Genomic DNA, 15,286 nt, shown 5'->3' with positions numbered 1-15,286 from the left:
GTGTGGAGCTCGGGGGCGCGCCGAGAGGGGCGCCATGGGCTTCCGCGTTTCCACCGCTTGCCAGAATAGCCGCGCTGGGCTGGATTGAGCGAAGCCGCGCTCGAATGCGCCGGGAGCTGAGGGGCCGTGATGGAGTTGCAGGCATCGTCGCTGGATGACGACAAGGTCGAGCGTTACGATCTCGGTCTTTGCCTATCGGGCGGCGGCTACCGCGCCATGCTGTTCCATGCCGGCGCGCTCTGCCGGCTGAACGAGGCCGGCCTGCTTTCGAAAATCGACATGGTAAGTTCGGTCTCGGGCGGCTCGATCGCCGCCGGGCTGCTTGCCGTGGTGTGGCCGCGCCTCAGCTTCGTCAACGGCGTCGCCGTCAGTTTCCGCGAGCTGTACCTGGAGCGGATCCTGGCTTTCTCGCAGGTCTTCCTCGACGTGCCCTCGATCCTCAAGGGCGTCTTCAACCCGTTTTCGAGCGCGGCGCGTGAAGTCGCGGCCTGCTACGAGCGGCATCTGTTCGACGGATCGAGGCCGATGCTGAGGGGCCTGACCAGGCGGCCCTGGTTCGTCTTCTGCTCCAGCAATCTCAGCACCGGCTCGCTGTTTCGCATGTCCAACCGCTACATTGCCGATTACCGGATCGGCGTCGCCTACCGTGCCGACCTGCCAGTTGCCGCGGCGATCGCTGCGTCCTCGGCCTTCCCGCCATTCCTCTCCCCGCTTAGGCTCGACCTTAGGTCCTTCGAATGGAAGAACGACAAGCTCGATGCGAGCGTCGGTCCACCGGTGCCGGCCGGCCGCGCCGTGCTCACCGATGGCGGCGTCTACGACAATCACGGCATCGAGCCGGCGCTGAAGCGCTGCCGCTGGCTCTTGGTCAGCGATGCCAGCGCGCCCTGGCGGGCGTCCAGCTCCGGCTACTGGAACTGGTTCTCGCAGTTGAGGCGGGTGCTCGACACCACCGACAACCAGGTGCGGTCGCTCAGGCGGCGCGATCTCGTCGCCCGCTTCCAGGCGGCCAAGGATGCCGAGCACCTGCCCAATGACGCGCCCCGCCCCGACTATGCCGCCACCCGTGGTGTCTACTGGTCGATCGCCACCAAGCCGGACGCCACCGAGCCGACCTTCGTGCAGAGCGCCGCCACCGCGCCCGCCGATATCGGCACCTCGCTGCATTTCCTGGGAGCCAAGGAAACGGTCGACCTCGTCAACTGGGGTTACTGCGCCAGCGACCAGGCTCTGCGCGCCTGGTACGAGCCGACAGTGCCGGCCGGCAGGGACGTGCCGCTGCAGGCGGGCGCGGTGAAGCCGGGGCGCTGCGCGGCGGTGTCGAAGACACTGATGGGTGCGTTCAAGGTTTGAGCCTTTCCTCGCCCCCACAAAGTGGGGGAGAGGTGGCTCGGCGAAGCCGAGACGGAGAGGGGGAGCGCCCTACGAAAGGCCCCCTCACCGTCCGCTTCCGGCCACCTCTCCCCGCCTTGCGGGGGCGAGGAACCTAAGTGCCGAGACGCCGGCGGGACAGCACCCCCCTCTAGTCTGCCGACCATCTCCCCCGCAAGGGGGGAGATCGGCAGTTCCGCCGCTTTCGCCAATCGCCATTGGCGTGGCACGATCCAAACGGGTTCGTGCTGGCATCCCCCTGTGTTAACAGAGACGCCTTCAACCCCAACAGCCAGGATGGACAGCGACATGACAGGCGAAAAAGTAGCTCTGGTGACGGCGGGCGGCAGCGGCATGGGCGCGGCGGCGGCGAAGCGGCTGGCGGCGGACGGTTTCAGGGTCGGCGTGCTCTCCTCCTCCGGCAAGGGCGAGGCGCTGGGCAACGAACTCGGCGGCTTCGGCGTCACCGGCTCCAACCAGTCGAACGATGACCTGAAGCGCTTGACCGACGGCGCGCTGGAACTCTGGGGTCGCATCGACGTGCTGGTCAACAGCGCCGGCCACGGCCCGCGGGCGCAGATCATCGAGATCAGCGACGAGGACTGGCACAAGGGCATCGACACCTATTTCCTGAACGTCGTGCGCCCAACCCGGCTGGTAACGCCGGTGATGCAAAAACAAAAGTCGGGCGCGATCATCAACATCTCGACCGCCTGGGCGTTCGAGCCGAGCGCGATGTTCCCGACTTCCGCCGTGGCGCGCGCCGGGCTTGCCGCCTACACCAAGATCTTTGCGGACACTTACGCGGCTGACAACATTCGCATGAACAATGTGTTGCCGGGCTGGATCGACAGCCTGCCCGCGATCGAAGAACGGCGTGGCAGCGTGCCCATGCAGCGCTATGGCACATCGGAAGAGATCGCCGCGACGATCGCCTTCCTCGCATCGGATGGCGGGGCCTATATCACCGGCCAGAACATCCGCGTCGACGGCGGCATCACGCGGGCTGTGTGAGTTAAAGCCGGCGTCGCCTCAAGTCATCCGGGTCTGCGGGAATTGAGCACCCATAGAAAGGCTATCGAAGCCACCAGGACAATCGAATTGCCGACCACGATGTTCCAAAATCGCGTCGGATCGTCTGCCAGGGCGACCCAATGCGAACTGCCCCGGACTTCGCCTGTCTTGATGCCGCAGGCAATGTTGTAGATCGCCATGGCGGCGAGGGCTGCCATCAGGACAAAGATGTCGTTGTTCTTGTTGCGATCCATGGGAGCGGCTTCTAACAGCGCTTGGTGAAATTTTGCTTACCTTGGGTAAGGCGTCGGTCGCGGCACGGGCCGCCGCGCGCTTTCGCTGTCAAATTGTTTGCCCGACGACTACCGTGCGTCCCTGCAACGGAGGCAAAAATGAACGCTTCATTCAGGCTCGGCATTGTCGGCGGCGCGGGCTGGCTGGGTGGCGCCATCGCGGGTGCCGCGCTCGCGGCCGGCGCGGTGCGGGCGCAAGACCTTGCGCTGTCCTACCGGAGCGCCAGGCCTGACCGTTTTCCGGCATCGTTCTGGACCGACGACAACCAGTTGCTCGCCGACCGCTCGGACATCATCATGCTTTCGGTGCGGCCGCAGGACTGGCCGTCGCTCGAGCTGGACGCCAAAGGCAAGCTGGTCATCTCGGTGATGGCCGGCATCCGTATCGCCGAGATCGGCGAGAAGCACTGCACGCGCCGCGTCGTGCGCACGCTGCCCAACGCGGCGGCCGAGGTCGGCAAATCCTACACGCCGTGGATCGCGAGCAGCGACGCCACCGAGTTGGACCGCATAGCGGTGCGCGCGATCTTCGACGCCTGTGGGGTGCAGGACGAAGTCGGCAGCGAGCGCGACATCGACTATCTCACCGGCCTGACGGGTTCGGGCCCCGCCTTCCCTGCCCTCTTGGCAGAGGCGATGATGCGCGACGCCGTTGCCTTCGGCCTCTCGCCGGAGGTCGCGCGGCGCGCCGTCAACACTGTGCTCACCGGTACCGGCCGGCTGCTGGAGCTCAACGACGCTTCACCTGCCGACACGGTGGCGGCCTTCCTCCGCTATCGCGGCACGACAGCGGCCGCGATCGAGACGATGCGCGAAGCAGGCTTCGACGAGGCGGTGGCGAAGGGACTGGCGGCGGCATTCCTGAAGTCGATCGCGATGGGCAAGGCGTGAGCGGACGACCGCCCATCACGCCATCCATCCATCCGCTGTTTCCGAACCGTCTCTCAGATCAGACGGCTGAGCCGCAATAAATGCATTCATCCGCGTCGATCTGCTCAATCTTTTGGCAGAAGTTCTTGCAATATTGAATAAAATTTACCGAGCCTCGCGTTTAAATTGTATTAGAAATCCCTTATTCTATCTGTCTTAAAGAATTGATCGCTGAAATATAATTTTTCTCTGTACTATAGGACAATTCCTTGGAACGATAACCTGAATTAGAAGTTGATCCGGCATCGACCGGTTGAACTCGCATCGATCGATTCTAGCACCGTGCATCGCAAGGAGGACTGTCCTATGGCCACCGTCATCAACGCCAAGGGTGTCCCTCTTCCCTATACCGGCACATCCACCCACTGGTTCTCCGCTAGCGGGGCCGGGCCGGAAATGCATGGCACCTCCGGCAACGATTCCTTCTGGGGCGACACCAGCGTCAACGTCACCATGTATGGCGGCGCGGGCGACGACTATTACCATCTCTATTCGGCGATCAACCGGGCGGTCGAGCTGCCCGGCGAGGGCATCGACACGATCGACACCTGGATGAGTTACAAGCTCCCCGCCAATTTCGAGAACCTCGTCGTCACCGGCGCCAATCACTACGCGTTCGGCAATTCGCTCGACAACATCATCAAGGGCGGCACCAGCAGCCAGACGTTTGACGGGGGCCTCGGCAACGACGTGCTGATCGGCGGCGGCGGCGCCGACACGTTCATCATCACCAAGGGCCATGGCAGCGACCTGATCACCGATTTCGGCGCGGACGACACGGTGCGCCTCAACGGCTACGACTTCATGTCCTTCGCGGACGTCAAGGCGCATATGGTGCAAGCCGGGTCGAACCTCTTGCTCAACCTCGGATCCGACGAGGTGCTGGTGTTCAACAACACCACCGCGGACAAGACGCAGGCCAGCCAGTTCGAGCTGCCGATCGACAAGTCGGGCATGACGCTGTCCTTCTCCGACGACTTCAACACGCTGAGCCTCCACAACGGGCAGAGCGGCACGTGGGACACCAATTTCTGGTGGGGCGCGCCGAACGGCAGCACGTTGACGCAGAACAACGAGCTGCAGTGGTATATCGACGCCAATTACGGCCCGACGAGCTCCGTCCACCCGTTCAGCGTCGACAGCAACGGCGTGCTGACCATCACCGCGGCACAGGCGCCGGCGGACATCAAGCCGCTGATCAACAACTATGAATACACGTCCGGCTTGCTCACAACGCATGACACCTTCTCGCAGACCTACGGCTATTTCGAAATGCGGGCCGACCTGCCTGAAAACGCCGGCGCCTGGCCGGCCTTCTGGCTGCTACCGGAAGACGGCTCATGGCCGCCGGAGTTGGACGTCGTGGAAATGTACGGACAGAACCCGAACCAGCTTCTGATGACCGCGCACACCAATGAGACGGGAACCCACACCAAGGTCGGGTCAACGGTGAATGTTTCGGACACAGACGGCTTCCATACCTATGGCCTGCTGTGGACGCCGGACAAGCTTATCTGGACCTATGACGGCGTGCAGGTCGCGGAAGCGGCGACGCCGTCGGACATGAACAAGCCCATGTACATGCTCGTCGATCTCGCGATCGGCGGTCAAGCCGGCGCGCCGCCGGACCATCTCGCGACGCCGGCTCAGATGAAGATCGACTACATCCACGCCTATACGCTGGACGATCTGCAGCAGAGCAATTTGAACATCACGGGCGAGCATACGACCTAGGCCGCCGGCGCGCCATGTTCCGGGAGAACGATCCGCCAGGGAAACGCACCGGGCAGTCGAGCCTGCGGCCAGTGTTCCTGCGCGCCATCGCCGATGTCGGCGTCTTCTCGCTGCTGATCAACATCCTGCTCCTGGTGATCCCGCTCTATCTGCTACAGGTCTATGACCGCGTCCTGCCCTCCTCCAGCGTCGAGACGCTGCTCTACCTCTCGGCCATCGCGGTGATGGCGCTCGCATTCCTCGGCTTCCTCGACGCGGTGCGGGCCGTCTACATGCAGCGCGTCGCGGCGACCGTCGACAGGAAGCTGGGAGGGACGACATTCGCTGCATCGCTTGGCGCCGCATCGCTTGGCGCCAAACGTGCCGGCGGCCTGTCGCCGTTGCGCGACCTCGCCTCGGTCTGTGCCTTCATCCGGTCGCGCGGCGTGGCGGTGCTGTTCGACCTGCCCTTCGCACCCGTCTTCCTCGCTCTGCTCTACCTCATCCATCCGGTGCTGTTCTGGGTGACGCTCGCCGGCACGGTACTCCTCGTTCTCCTGGTCGTGGCGAACCAGGTCGCCATCGGCAGGAACGATGCCTTGTCCGCGGAACGCTCGGCCCTTGCTGCCCAAGCCGAACAGGTCTTTGCCCGCAATGCCGAAACGCTGCGCGCCATGGGCATGGTCGAGAACGCCGCGCGGGTCTGGGGACGCCATGTCGCCGATGCGCTCGTCCAGCATGACCGCTCCGCAGGTGCCAACGCGATCTTCAGCGGCACCTCGCGGGCGCTGCGCATGGTGCTGCAGCTCGCGATCCTCGGCGCCGGTGCATGGCTGGTGCTGCAAGGCCAGATGACGGCAGGCATGATCTTCGCATCCTCGCTGGTGTCGTCGCGCGCGCTGCAGCCGCTCGATCAGCTGATCGGCTCCTGGCGGCAGATCGTCGACGCCCGGCGGGCCTGGAAGCGGCTGGAGACGGCGCTAGCGGCGCATCCGGCGCAAGCGCGGAAACTGACCTTGCCCGATCCGTCCGGCGCGATTTCCGTGCAGGACGTTTTCTTCATGGCGCCGAATGCCCAGCCCGGCACCGAACCCATCCTCAAGCGGCTGAATTTTCAGATCGGCGCCGGCGAGGCGGTGGCGATCGTCGGGCCGAGCGGCGCCGGCAAATCCACGCTGGCGCGGCTGCTTGTCGGTGCTGCCCGGCCGACCGGCGGCGCGGTCAGGATCGACGGCGCCGACCTCAGGACCTGGGACGAAAACCAGCTCGGAAGAAAGATCGGCTACCTGGCGCAGGAAGTGGAGCTCTTTCCCGGATCGATCGCGCAAAATGTTGCCCGCTTCGACGCGCACGCGGAGGATGCCGCGATCATCGAGGCCGCCGGGCGCGCCGAGGCGCATGAGCTGATCCTGGCGCTGAGCGACGGCTACCAGACCAGGGTCGGCCCTTCGGACAGGACGCTGTCGGGCGGCGAGCGCCAAAGGATCGGGCTGGCGCGCGCCTTCTACGGCAATCCGCGCATCCTGGTGCTCGACGAGCCCGGCACGCATCTCGACGGCAGCGGCGAAGCGGCGCTCGAGGTGGTGCTTGCCGCCGCGCGGGCGGCGGGCGTCACGACGATCGTCATCACGCATCGCCCTTCGATCGCCGCCGCCTGCGACCGCGTGATGCTCTTGCGCGGCGGCGTGATCGAGGCCTTCGGTCCGAGCGGCGAGGTGCTCAGGCAGCCAGTTGCCGGCAAGGGTGTCCCAGCACAGCAGGGCACGGTGGTGACCGGCTCGTTCGCGCCGACGATCCGCGCCCACGGCATCCGCTTCGGGTCGTAGACGATGACGGTGGAGAGCCTCGCCTGGGATGGACAGCCACGCACCAACTTCCGGCGCGTGGCATTGGCTGGATATGCGGCAATCGCAATCTTCGTGGGTTGCTTCGGCTATTGGGCGATGAGCGCGCCGCTATCCGGCGCAGTGATCACGCAAGGCACGATCTCCGCGACCGGCGGAAACATCCTCATCCAGCAGCCCGAGGGCGGCATCATCCAGCAACTGCTCGTCCACGAAGGCAACCGCGTGCGGCAGGGCCAGGATCTCATCCTCCTCGACCGGACGGCCGCGCAGGCCGACCTCAACCGGCTGACCCGGCAGTCGATCGCGCTCAAGGCAAGCGCCGCGCGGCTGGAGGCCGAACGCGACGGGCTGGGCAGGCTGGCGCCGATCACCGAGCCGGCACCCGCGCCGTTCCAGCAGGAATTCCAGAACCTACTTCGCGAACAGCAGAAGGAGTTCGACGCCAAGCTCGCCCGCTTCCGGTCGGAGCAATCGATCATGGCGCAGCGCGTCGCCATGCATCGCGAGTCGGTCGTGGGCTTGAACGCGCAGAAGCTCGCCATCGAACAGCAGTCCGAGGTGGTGAAGAAGGAGCTCGGCATCAAGACCGGCCTCTTGGACAAGGGCCTCACCAACCGCACCGAATATTCGCAGCTTCTGCGCTCAGAGGCCGATCTCGTCGGCCAGGCCGGCGCGCTGGAAGCAAACCTTGCCGCCGCCAACAGCCAGATCGTCGAAGCCCAGGTGCAGGTCGAGCGCCTGACCACGCAACGCGTCGAGGAAGCGCTGGCCAAACTCGACGAGGTCCGCACCAATCTCGCCGACATCGAGGAGCAGATCAGGGCGGCCGAGGCGGTGCTTCAGCGCACGACGATCAAGGCGCCGGCGGCAGGCATCGTGGTGTCCTCGACCTATAATTCGAAAGGCAGCGTGATCGCTCCCGGCGAAAAGATCATGGAGATCCTGCCCACCGCATCCGGTCTCAACGTCGATGCGAAACTGCGGCCGAAGGACGTCGACCAAGTGCGCGTCGGCCAGCCGGCGAAACTCAGGCTGTCCGCGCTCAACATGCGCCTGACGCCCGAGGTGTCGGCCACCGTGAGCGAGATTTCCGCCGATCGGCTGATCGACGCGACCTCCCACGAACCCTATTTCCGCGCCAAGCTGAAGATCGCCGACGCCCTGCCGCCCGGCGTGAAGGCCGAGCAGCTTTACCCCGGAACGCCGGTCGAGGCCTTCATCAGCACCGGCGACCGGACCTTCTTCGAATATCTCGCCCGACCGATGATGGATTCCTTCGCTCGGGCGTTCGCGGAAAGGTAGCTTGTGCGCCAATTCACATAAGTCCGTTTTATGGTCTACTTCCGATAAATCTACTTTATGCGCCAAATCCGATATCGCAGTTTTATCGGAGCTGCGGGCGGTCCGCAGCCTTCCTCTCCCCAGCAGCAACGTGACGCGCTCAGACGGCGATTTGAAGCGCTCCGTAACGTTTTACTTCGGCTTCGATTTCCCTGACCAAAGTCTCCAGCGCGGGATTTCGAGAGTTGCGCGTGCGCCTGACCACATAGGCCAGGTCCGGAGGCTTGGGGAAGTCCCTGTCGACGATCTCCATACCGGGCTGCAGGTGCCGCTGGCTCAAGAGCGCGACGCCGAGCCCAGAGGTCACGCCTGCGATGATTCCGGCAGCGCTCGAGCATTCGAACACGATCTCGAACACCGTCCCTTCGTCCTGCCCAAGATCGAGGCCCCAGCGCCGATAGAAACAGTCCTCATCAAAGGAAAGGAACGGGATTGGCTTTTCCTTCGACAGGACCAGGTCCGGAGACTTCACCCAGTGCAGCGTTTCGCGGTACAGCACGATGTCGGCGGGGCGGACCTCGTGCTGGAACACTTGCACGATTGCCGCATCGAGGGCTCCCTGGCTGAGCTGCTCCTGCAAGACGAGGCTCATGCGCACTTGCGTACGGACGCTCACCTCGGGATAGAGCCGACGAAACCGGCCAAGAATGCGTGAGAGGTCCGTGCAGGTCGTATCCTCGGTCATTCCCAGCGCGATCTTGCCTTGCAGCGTGCTTTTCGAGAGGCTCAGGATCGCTTCGTCATGGATTCCCAGGATGCGCCGCGCATAACCCAGGAGATCGTGCCCGGCCGTGGTGAACATCGGCGCATTTGCCTTCCGGCTGAGGATCTCGCAGTCGAGGCTCGCTTCCAGTCTCCTCATCTTGTGGCTGACAGCCGATTGCGACAGGCCGAGCACCTCGGCCGCGCGCGTGACACCGCCATGCTTCTCGATCGCGACCAGCGCCCGCAAGGCATCGACATCCAGGCGGCGGCTCATAACTCCAGCCATGACAATCCTCGTTCGAAACGAAAGCAACGCGCCAGCTTCTGACACAGAACCGACATTCAGGCAAAATGATATGCCATCTTTCGTGGCTATTTCATGGGTGCATCGAAATTTGTCATGTGCAACGGCGCCTGTGTGTCGACATAAGTCTGCGCCGAACATTGCCCGTGGTCCGCTTCCGGAACATGGACCCGCCTGAAAAAGACAGCCATGACGCTCCCGCAGAACCAGACCCATCCCCTCATATGGCCGATCGTTGCGGCAGCCCTGGTCGTAAGCTGGAGCTCCGGCTTCGTCGGCATCCGCTACGCCAGTGAGAACGCCGATGTCATGCTGGTCCTGTTCTGGCGAACCTTGTTGTCCGGATTGATCCTTCTGCCATTTGCTCTCCTGATCGGCCCGCGCATCGGCGCGCGCGCCTTGATTCAGCAGATGATGTTCGGCGTGGCGACGATGTTCCTCTATCTGGGCGGGTTCGCTTTAGCCATCGGCCAGCGCGTGCCGACCGGCCTCGTCGCACTCATTTCCGATCTCGTCCCTCTCGCCATCGCAGCCTTGTCGCAGCCGGTTCTGGGTCAGCGGTTGAGCGGGAGACAATGGATCGGAACGGCTCTCGGAGTGACCGGCGTGCTCATCGTCTCGCTGGACAGCCTGACGCTGGGGACGGCCCCGGTCTGGGCATATGTCCTGACGGTCGCTTCCATGATGGTTTTGGCGCTGGCAACAGTGGTGCAGAAGCGGCTGGGGACGATCAACATGCCGATCCATCAGAGTCTCTGCATTCAATGCCTGACCGCCTCTGTCCTTTTCGCCGCCTGTTCCGGATGGAATGGCGGGCTGATGCCGCCTCTCGACACCCGTTTCGAGTTCGGCATGGCGTGGCTGGTGCTGTTTTCGACCTTCTTCTGCTACGGCGTCTATTACATGAGCCTGCGCCGCTACAGCGCCGCGCAGGTCAGCAGCGCTGTCTATCTCAGTCCGCCAATGACGATGCTTTGGGCGTGGCTGATCTTCGGCGAGCCGCTGTCGACGGCGATGTTCCTCGGCCTGGCGATGACGCTGTTCGGTGTCTGGCTGACGTCATCGAGGGGCGCGCTGCATCGAAGGACGGCGCGTTTGGGCTCATGCGAGCAGCCTGTCGGATAATCGCTCACCATCAACAACAAGGAGGGTAATCCTATGAAGCTGACAGATTTCAAGGCCCTGACTTTCGACTGCTACGGCACGCTGATTGATTGGGAGTCCGGCATGATCGACGGCATGAAGCCACTGACCGAGCGGACCGGTCGTCATTTGAGCCGCAACGAGATACTGGAGGCGCACGCCCGGCACGAGTCCAGTCAGCAGAAATGGACACCGGAAAGGCGCTACCGCGACCTTCTGGCGATCGTCTACAAGCGGCTTGCCGAGGAATGGGGCGTCGTCGTCACTCGAGAGGAGTGCACCGCCTACGGCGAAAGCGTGAAGGACTGGCCGGCCTTTGCCGACTCCGCGAAGGCCTTGCAGTATCTCAAGCAGCACTACAAGCTGATCATCCTCTCCAACGTCGACAATAAGAGCGTTTCGTTCAGCAACAAGAAGCTCGGCGTCGATTTCGACGCGATATACACGGCGGAGGATATCGGCTCCTACAAGCCTTCCGAACGCAACTTCGACTATATGCTCGAAAAGCTCGGAACCATCGGCGTCGCGAAGGGACAGATCCTGCACACGGCCGAAAGCATGTTCCATGATCACGTTCCGGCCAGCCGCCTGGGTCTCAAATCGTGCTGGATCTATCGTCGGCACGCCGACCAGGGTTTTGGCGCCACGATGCACCCCGTTGACATGCCAAAGGTCGATTTCCGCTTCGACAGCATGGCCGACTTCGCGAAGGCGCATGCGCAAGAATTGCGTGGCTGACAGCCGAGCCGTTGAACCGGACTTTCTTCCAGTACGTCGCCCGGGCAATGTTGGATTCTTGGCGCGGGCGTTCACGGAGCGGTGGGCGCGGCGACAAGCTGCGGGCCACCGTTCTCAAAGCCAAGGACCACGTTCGCCATCGGCCTCGTTTCGTTGCGGTCTTCTCGCGGCCGGATTCAGTCCGCGAGCCTTGGAACTAAAGGCGTGCGAGACTGTTCAGCTATAGCTTTGATGCGACGCTGACCTGCCCGGCCGGTTGGGCAAGCGGCGATCTTTGAGGAGTTCTCCATCATGAAGATTTCGTCCAGGTTCCGTTCAGCCGCGGTTGCCGTCATCGCGGCCGCGGGCGTCAGCTTTGCCAGCGCAGCACACGCCGACAGCGGTTCGATCCGCTTTTCCGTCTACAAGGCGGCCTTCTTTATCGGTGGCTCCGGCGGCGAGGGCACGCTGACCTTCCATGGTCGCCGCTATCCGATCTCGATCGGCGGCATCTCGGGCGGCCTCGCCTTCGGGGCCTCCAAGACCTATTTCCAGGGTAAGGTGCGCAATATTCGCCGCGCCCGGGATGTGACGGGGGTGTACGGCGCGGCCGGCGGTGGTGGCGCGCTCGGCCGAGGGGCGCAGGTAATCGTCATGACCAACGACAAGGGCGCCCGGCTCGAACTCACCGGCAGGCAGGTCGGCCTGCAGGTCAACGCCGATCTCAGCGGCATGAGCATCGGCCTGAGGTAAGGGCCGCCGCTGCGTTCGTCATCGATGAACGCGATTTGCCAGGTGAGCCGCTGGCGGCATGGTCTGCCCGGCTCCCCTGCACTGCCTTTGGCGCAATCGCGAGCACCCGTCTGGCAGAATGGAATTTGGACCGCCGCCTGTGGACATCGCGGCGACAATGAAACAATCTTCACTGCGGGAACACCAAGCGCTTCGAAGAAAGCGCGGACCTTCGGGTGCGCATGAAAAATCGATGGACCTTGTATGATCCACGGCTGGCCTGGATGCTGATCGCGCCGGTGCTGTTGCTCTTGATCTTCTTCCTGGTGCTGCCGATCGCCGTGATGGCGGCCTATACCTTCTTCACCTTCGTCACCGCCGGCGTCGAGACGAGCGTGCTGACAAGCGCCAACTGGCACGAATTCCTCACCGACAGCTACTATCACGGCTTCCTGTTGAAGACGCTGAGGGTCGGCACCATCACCGCCCTGCTCTGCGGTGTGCTCGGCTATTTTCCGGCCTATTTCATCTGGGCCACCAGCTTCAAGCACAAATGGCTGCTGCTTCTCCTACTCATCGTGCCGTTCTGGATCAGCTTCACCATCCGCACCTTTTCCTGGATCAACATCCTGGGCGAACAGGGCGTCATCAACGTCGCGCTCATGAAAATGGGCATCATCAGCGAGCCGCTGCCGATGCTCTACACCGAGGGCGCGGTGATCATGGGGCTGCTGCACTTCCTTTTGCCCTACATGATCCTCAACGTCTATGTCAGCCTGGAGAGCATCGACCGCACGCTGATTGCGGCGGCCCGCTCGATGGGCTGCACGAGCGCGCAGGCGTTCCGCGAGGTGACGCTGCCGCTCTCGCTGCCGGGCCTCGCGGCTGGCCTGCTGCTCTGCTTCGTGCTGGCCGCCGGCAGCTATGTGACGCCGCAGCTGCTGGGCTCGGGCCGCGACGCGCTGTTCGGCAATCTGATCTACGACACCATCATGAGCGAGCTGAACTGGCCGATGGGCGCCACGCTCTCCATCGTGCTGTTCGTCGTGCTCGGTTTCTTCGCCGCCATCTACACCCGCTACATGGGCATGTCGCAGATCGTGAAAGGACTTGGTGGATAATGAAGGTGTTGGTTGGATGAAAGCGGGGCGGCCGAACAAGGAAGGCAGATGGGCCTGGCGGCTCACCGGCTTCGTCACGCTCTGCGTCTATATCTTCATGTTCGCGCCGATCGCGGCGACCGTCATTTTGTCGTTCAACGCCTCAATGTTCGGCGGCTTCCCGATGACCGGCTTTTCGCTCCAGTGGTACGGCAAGCTGATGGCCAACGAGGCGGTGCTGGCCGCCTTCCGCACGTCGCTGTGGATCGCCCTGGTCACCGCGGTCGCCACCACCGCCATCGGTGTCGTCACGTCGTTCGCTCTGGTCCGCTTCGAATTCCCTGGCAAGCAGACCCTGAGCACGCTGGTGATCCTGCCGGCGCTGGTGCCGGAAACCATTCTGGGCGTCGGCCTCCTGGTGCTGATCAAGGCGGTCGACCAGCCGAGGACCCTGCTTCTGCTGGTGCTCGGCCATATCCTGCTCGCGGTGCCCTATGTCGTGCTGATCACCCAGGCGCGCATGGTCGGCATCCGGCGCGTCTATGAAGAGGCCGCCCTTTCGCTCGGCGCCTCGCGGTTCTCGTCCTTCCGCGACATCACGCTGCCGCTGCTCATCCCGGCAGTCGTTGCGGGCGCGCTGCTTGCCTTCACCATCTCGTTCGACAACACCTCGGCCAGCCTGTTCTGGCGGCCGGCCGGAGTCGAGACCATGCCCACCCAGATCCTTTCCATGCTCAAGATTTCGATCAGCCCGGAGATCAACGCGCTCGGCACGGTCATGATCCTGGTGACCGTCGGCATCCCGCTGATCGGCGGCGTGCTCATGCAAAGCCTGACCAGATTGAAAAGACGAGGCGCACCAAAGGAGGAAGCACGATGAAACTGACCACCACCAAGCGGCTGGAACGGCTGCACGACCGCTACGTCAACGGCGATCTCAGCCGCCGCACTTTCCTTTCTCTCACTGCCGCTGCCGCGGCCTCTGCCGGCCTCTCCATGCCGTGGATGAGCCGTGCGCTCGCCGCGGTCGAACAGGTCCGCTTCGACGGCTGGGGCGGAACGGTGCAGGACGCGATCGACAAATACGCCTTCCAGCCCTACACGGCCAAGACCAAGATCAAGGTGGTTCAGGGCACGTTCGGCGACGAGAACGAGATCATCACCAAGATCAAGACGGCGAAGCCGGGCGACTTCCAGATCGTCCATTCGTCCGGCGTCAACTACTACATCAAATACATCAATGCCGGGATGAACTCGGAGATCAACGAAGCCAACATTCCCAACATGGCGAATGTGCTGCAGCCGATGATCGAGCCGTTCCGCAAGCTGACGCCAAAACTCTCGGCCGTGCCTTACGACTACGGCACCACCGGCATCGCCTACAACACCAAGGTGATCTCGCCGGAGGAGGCGAAGGAAAAAGGCGCTGCCCTGCTGCTCGACAAGAAATATGCCGGCAAGGTCGGCGGCTATGCCGACATGACCACGCGCGTCTGGTACGCGGCTCTGGCCACCGGGCAGGACCCCAACAACATCAAGGACATGGACACGATCTGGGCCAAGGTGCGCGAGACGCGCGACCTCGCCAAGAAGTTCTGGAGCTCCGGCGCGGAGCTGATGGACCTGCTCTCCAAGGGCGAGATCGTGGTGACCGATGCCTGGTCGGGCCGCGTCGCCGCCTTGCAGGACCAGGGCCATCCGATCGGCTATCTCGATCCGGCCGGCTCCTATGCCTGGATGGAAGACATGCTGATCCTGAAAGGCTCGCCGATGGCCGAGTGCGAGGAGTTGATCAACTTCATGCTCGATCCGGCGACCTCGATCGCGGTGGCCGAGGGCCAAAGCTATCCGCCGTCGCTCGACCCGACAAAGGTCAAGCTCACCGAAAAGATCGAGAAGCTGCCGGCCTTCGACAAGACCGGCTCGATGAAGGCGCTGACCTTCGCGGATCCGGTCTATTGGGCGACCAACGAGGACGCCTGGACCAAGCAGTGGGACAGGATTGCGAAAGGTGCCTGATAGCCGCGAAGCCACATCGAAGCCCCGGCCGGCCTCGGCCGGGGCACCCTCCGCTGC

14 protein-coding genes are annotated in these 15,286 nt (G+C 63.5%); 12 read left to right on the top strand and 2 right to left on the bottom strand.

Annotated features, from left to right (window positions below):
- The first annotated feature begins 129 nt into the window (after nucleotides 1-129).
- Both RFM40_RS07160 and RFM40_RS07155 read left to right on the top strand, forming a co-directional pair.
- Nucleotides 130-1,353: a patatin-like phospholipase family protein gene (locus tag RFM40_RS07160; protein ID WP_320225839.1), complete on the top strand. Its 1,224-nt coding sequence runs from the start codon at nucleotides 130-132 to the stop codon at nucleotides 1,351-1,353.
- A 327-nt stretch (nucleotides 1,354-1,680) separates the two neighbouring features.
- The gene (locus RFM40_RS07155) at nucleotides 1,681-2,385 is read left to right on the top strand and encodes an SDR family oxidoreductase (RefSeq protein ID WP_320225838.1); all 705 of its coding nucleotides are present in this window, start codon (nucleotides 1,681-1,683) and stop codon (nucleotides 2,383-2,385) included.
- A gap of 23 nt (nucleotides 2,386-2,408) precedes the next feature.
- Here RFM40_RS07155 and RFM40_RS07150 read toward each other — a convergent pair whose 3' ends face one another.
- Complete coding sequence (locus RFM40_RS07150; protein WP_126100886.1) at nucleotides 2,409-2,639, bottom strand: hypothetical protein; 231 nt, start codon at nucleotides 2,637-2,639, stop codon at nucleotides 2,409-2,411.
- Nucleotides 2,640-2,777: 138 nt separating this feature from the next.
- On the opposite strand from RFM40_RS07150, the gene RFM40_RS07145 reads away from it, so the two are divergent.
- The 4 genes from RFM40_RS07145 (at nucleotide 2,778) to RFM40_RS07130 (ending at nucleotide 8,470) form a co-directional block, all read left to right on the top strand.
- A complete protein-coding gene (locus tag RFM40_RS07145; protein WP_320225837.1) occupies nucleotides 2,778-3,569 on the top strand; it encodes a pyrroline-5-carboxylate reductase family protein in 792 nt (263 codons plus the stop codon).
- Between the two features lie 345 nt (nucleotides 3,570-3,914).
- On the top strand, nucleotides 3,915-5,342 hold the full coding sequence (eglC, locus tag RFM40_RS07140; protein WP_320225836.1) for an endo-1,3-1,4-beta-glycanase EglC: 1,428 nt from the start codon (nucleotides 3,915-3,917) through the stop codon (nucleotides 5,340-5,342).
- Nucleotides 5,343-5,356: 14 nt separating this feature from the next.
- On the top strand, nucleotides 5,357-7,147 hold the full coding sequence (locus tag RFM40_RS07135; protein ID WP_320225835.1) for a type I secretion system permease/ATPase: 1,791 nt from the start codon (nucleotides 5,357-5,359) through the stop codon (nucleotides 7,145-7,147).
- Between the two features lie 3 nt (nucleotides 7,148-7,150).
- Nucleotides 7,151-8,470, top strand: coding sequence for an HlyD family type I secretion periplasmic adaptor subunit (locus tag RFM40_RS07130; RefSeq protein WP_320225833.1), 1,320 nt, complete (start codon nucleotides 7,151-7,153; stop codon nucleotides 8,468-8,470).
- 139 nt (nucleotides 8,471-8,609) lie between these two features.
- Here the strand turns inward: RFM40_RS07130 and RFM40_RS07125 are convergent, their stop codons facing one another.
- Nucleotides 8,610-9,500: a LysR family transcriptional regulator gene (locus RFM40_RS07125; protein ID WP_320225891.1), complete on the bottom strand. Its 891-nt coding sequence runs from the start codon at nucleotides 9,498-9,500 to the stop codon at nucleotides 8,610-8,612.
- A gap of 207 nt (nucleotides 9,501-9,707) precedes the next feature.
- Here RFM40_RS07125 and RFM40_RS07120 point away from each other — a divergent pair, with 207 nt between their 5' ends.
- From RFM40_RS07120 to RFM40_RS07095, 6 genes are all read left to right on the top strand, one after another.
- Nucleotides 9,708-10,643, top strand: coding sequence for a DMT family transporter (locus tag RFM40_RS07120; protein ID WP_320225832.1), 936 nt, complete (start codon nucleotides 9,708-9,710; stop codon nucleotides 10,641-10,643).
- Nucleotides 10,644-10,676: 33 nt separating this feature from the next.
- Nucleotides 10,677-11,399 carry a haloacid dehalogenase type II gene (locus tag RFM40_RS07115; protein WP_320225831.1) on the top strand — a complete coding sequence of 241 codons (723 nt, stop codon included), beginning with the start codon at nucleotides 10,677-10,679 and terminating at the stop codon, nucleotides 11,397-11,399.
- Nucleotides 11,400-11,690: 291 nt separating this feature from the next.
- Nucleotides 11,691-12,131: a lipid-binding SYLF domain-containing protein gene (locus RFM40_RS07110; RefSeq protein WP_320225830.1), complete on the top strand. Its 441-nt coding sequence runs from the start codon at nucleotides 11,691-11,693 to the stop codon at nucleotides 12,129-12,131.
- A 221-nt stretch (nucleotides 12,132-12,352) separates the two neighbouring features.
- The gene (locus RFM40_RS07105) at nucleotides 12,353-13,231 is read left to right on the top strand and encodes an ABC transporter permease (RefSeq protein ID WP_320225829.1); all 879 of its coding nucleotides are present in this window, start codon (nucleotides 12,353-12,355) and stop codon (nucleotides 13,229-13,231) included.
- A gap of 16 nt (nucleotides 13,232-13,247) precedes the next feature.
- Nucleotides 13,248-14,090, top strand: coding sequence for an ABC transporter permease (locus RFM40_RS07100; RefSeq protein ID WP_320225827.1), 843 nt, complete (start codon nucleotides 13,248-13,250; stop codon nucleotides 14,088-14,090).
- The gene (locus tag RFM40_RS07095) at nucleotides 14,087-15,229 is read left to right on the top strand and encodes an extracellular solute-binding protein (RefSeq protein ID WP_126100895.1); all 1,143 of its coding nucleotides are present in this window, start codon (nucleotides 14,087-14,089) and stop codon (nucleotides 15,227-15,229) included. The genes RFM40_RS07100 and RFM40_RS07095 overlap by 4 nt, the downstream gene beginning before the upstream one ends.
- Nucleotides 15,230-15,286: the final 57 nt, after the last annotated feature.

This window comes from Mesorhizobium captivum, from assembly GCF_033977165.1.
In the GTDB taxonomy this organism is placed as follows: domain Bacteria; phylum Pseudomonadota; class Alphaproteobacteria; order Rhizobiales; family Rhizobiaceae; genus Mesorhizobium; species Mesorhizobium captivum.
The sequence above is the reverse complement of the archived record's forward strand: the minus strand, read 5'-3'. Positions and strand labels throughout refer to the sequence as shown.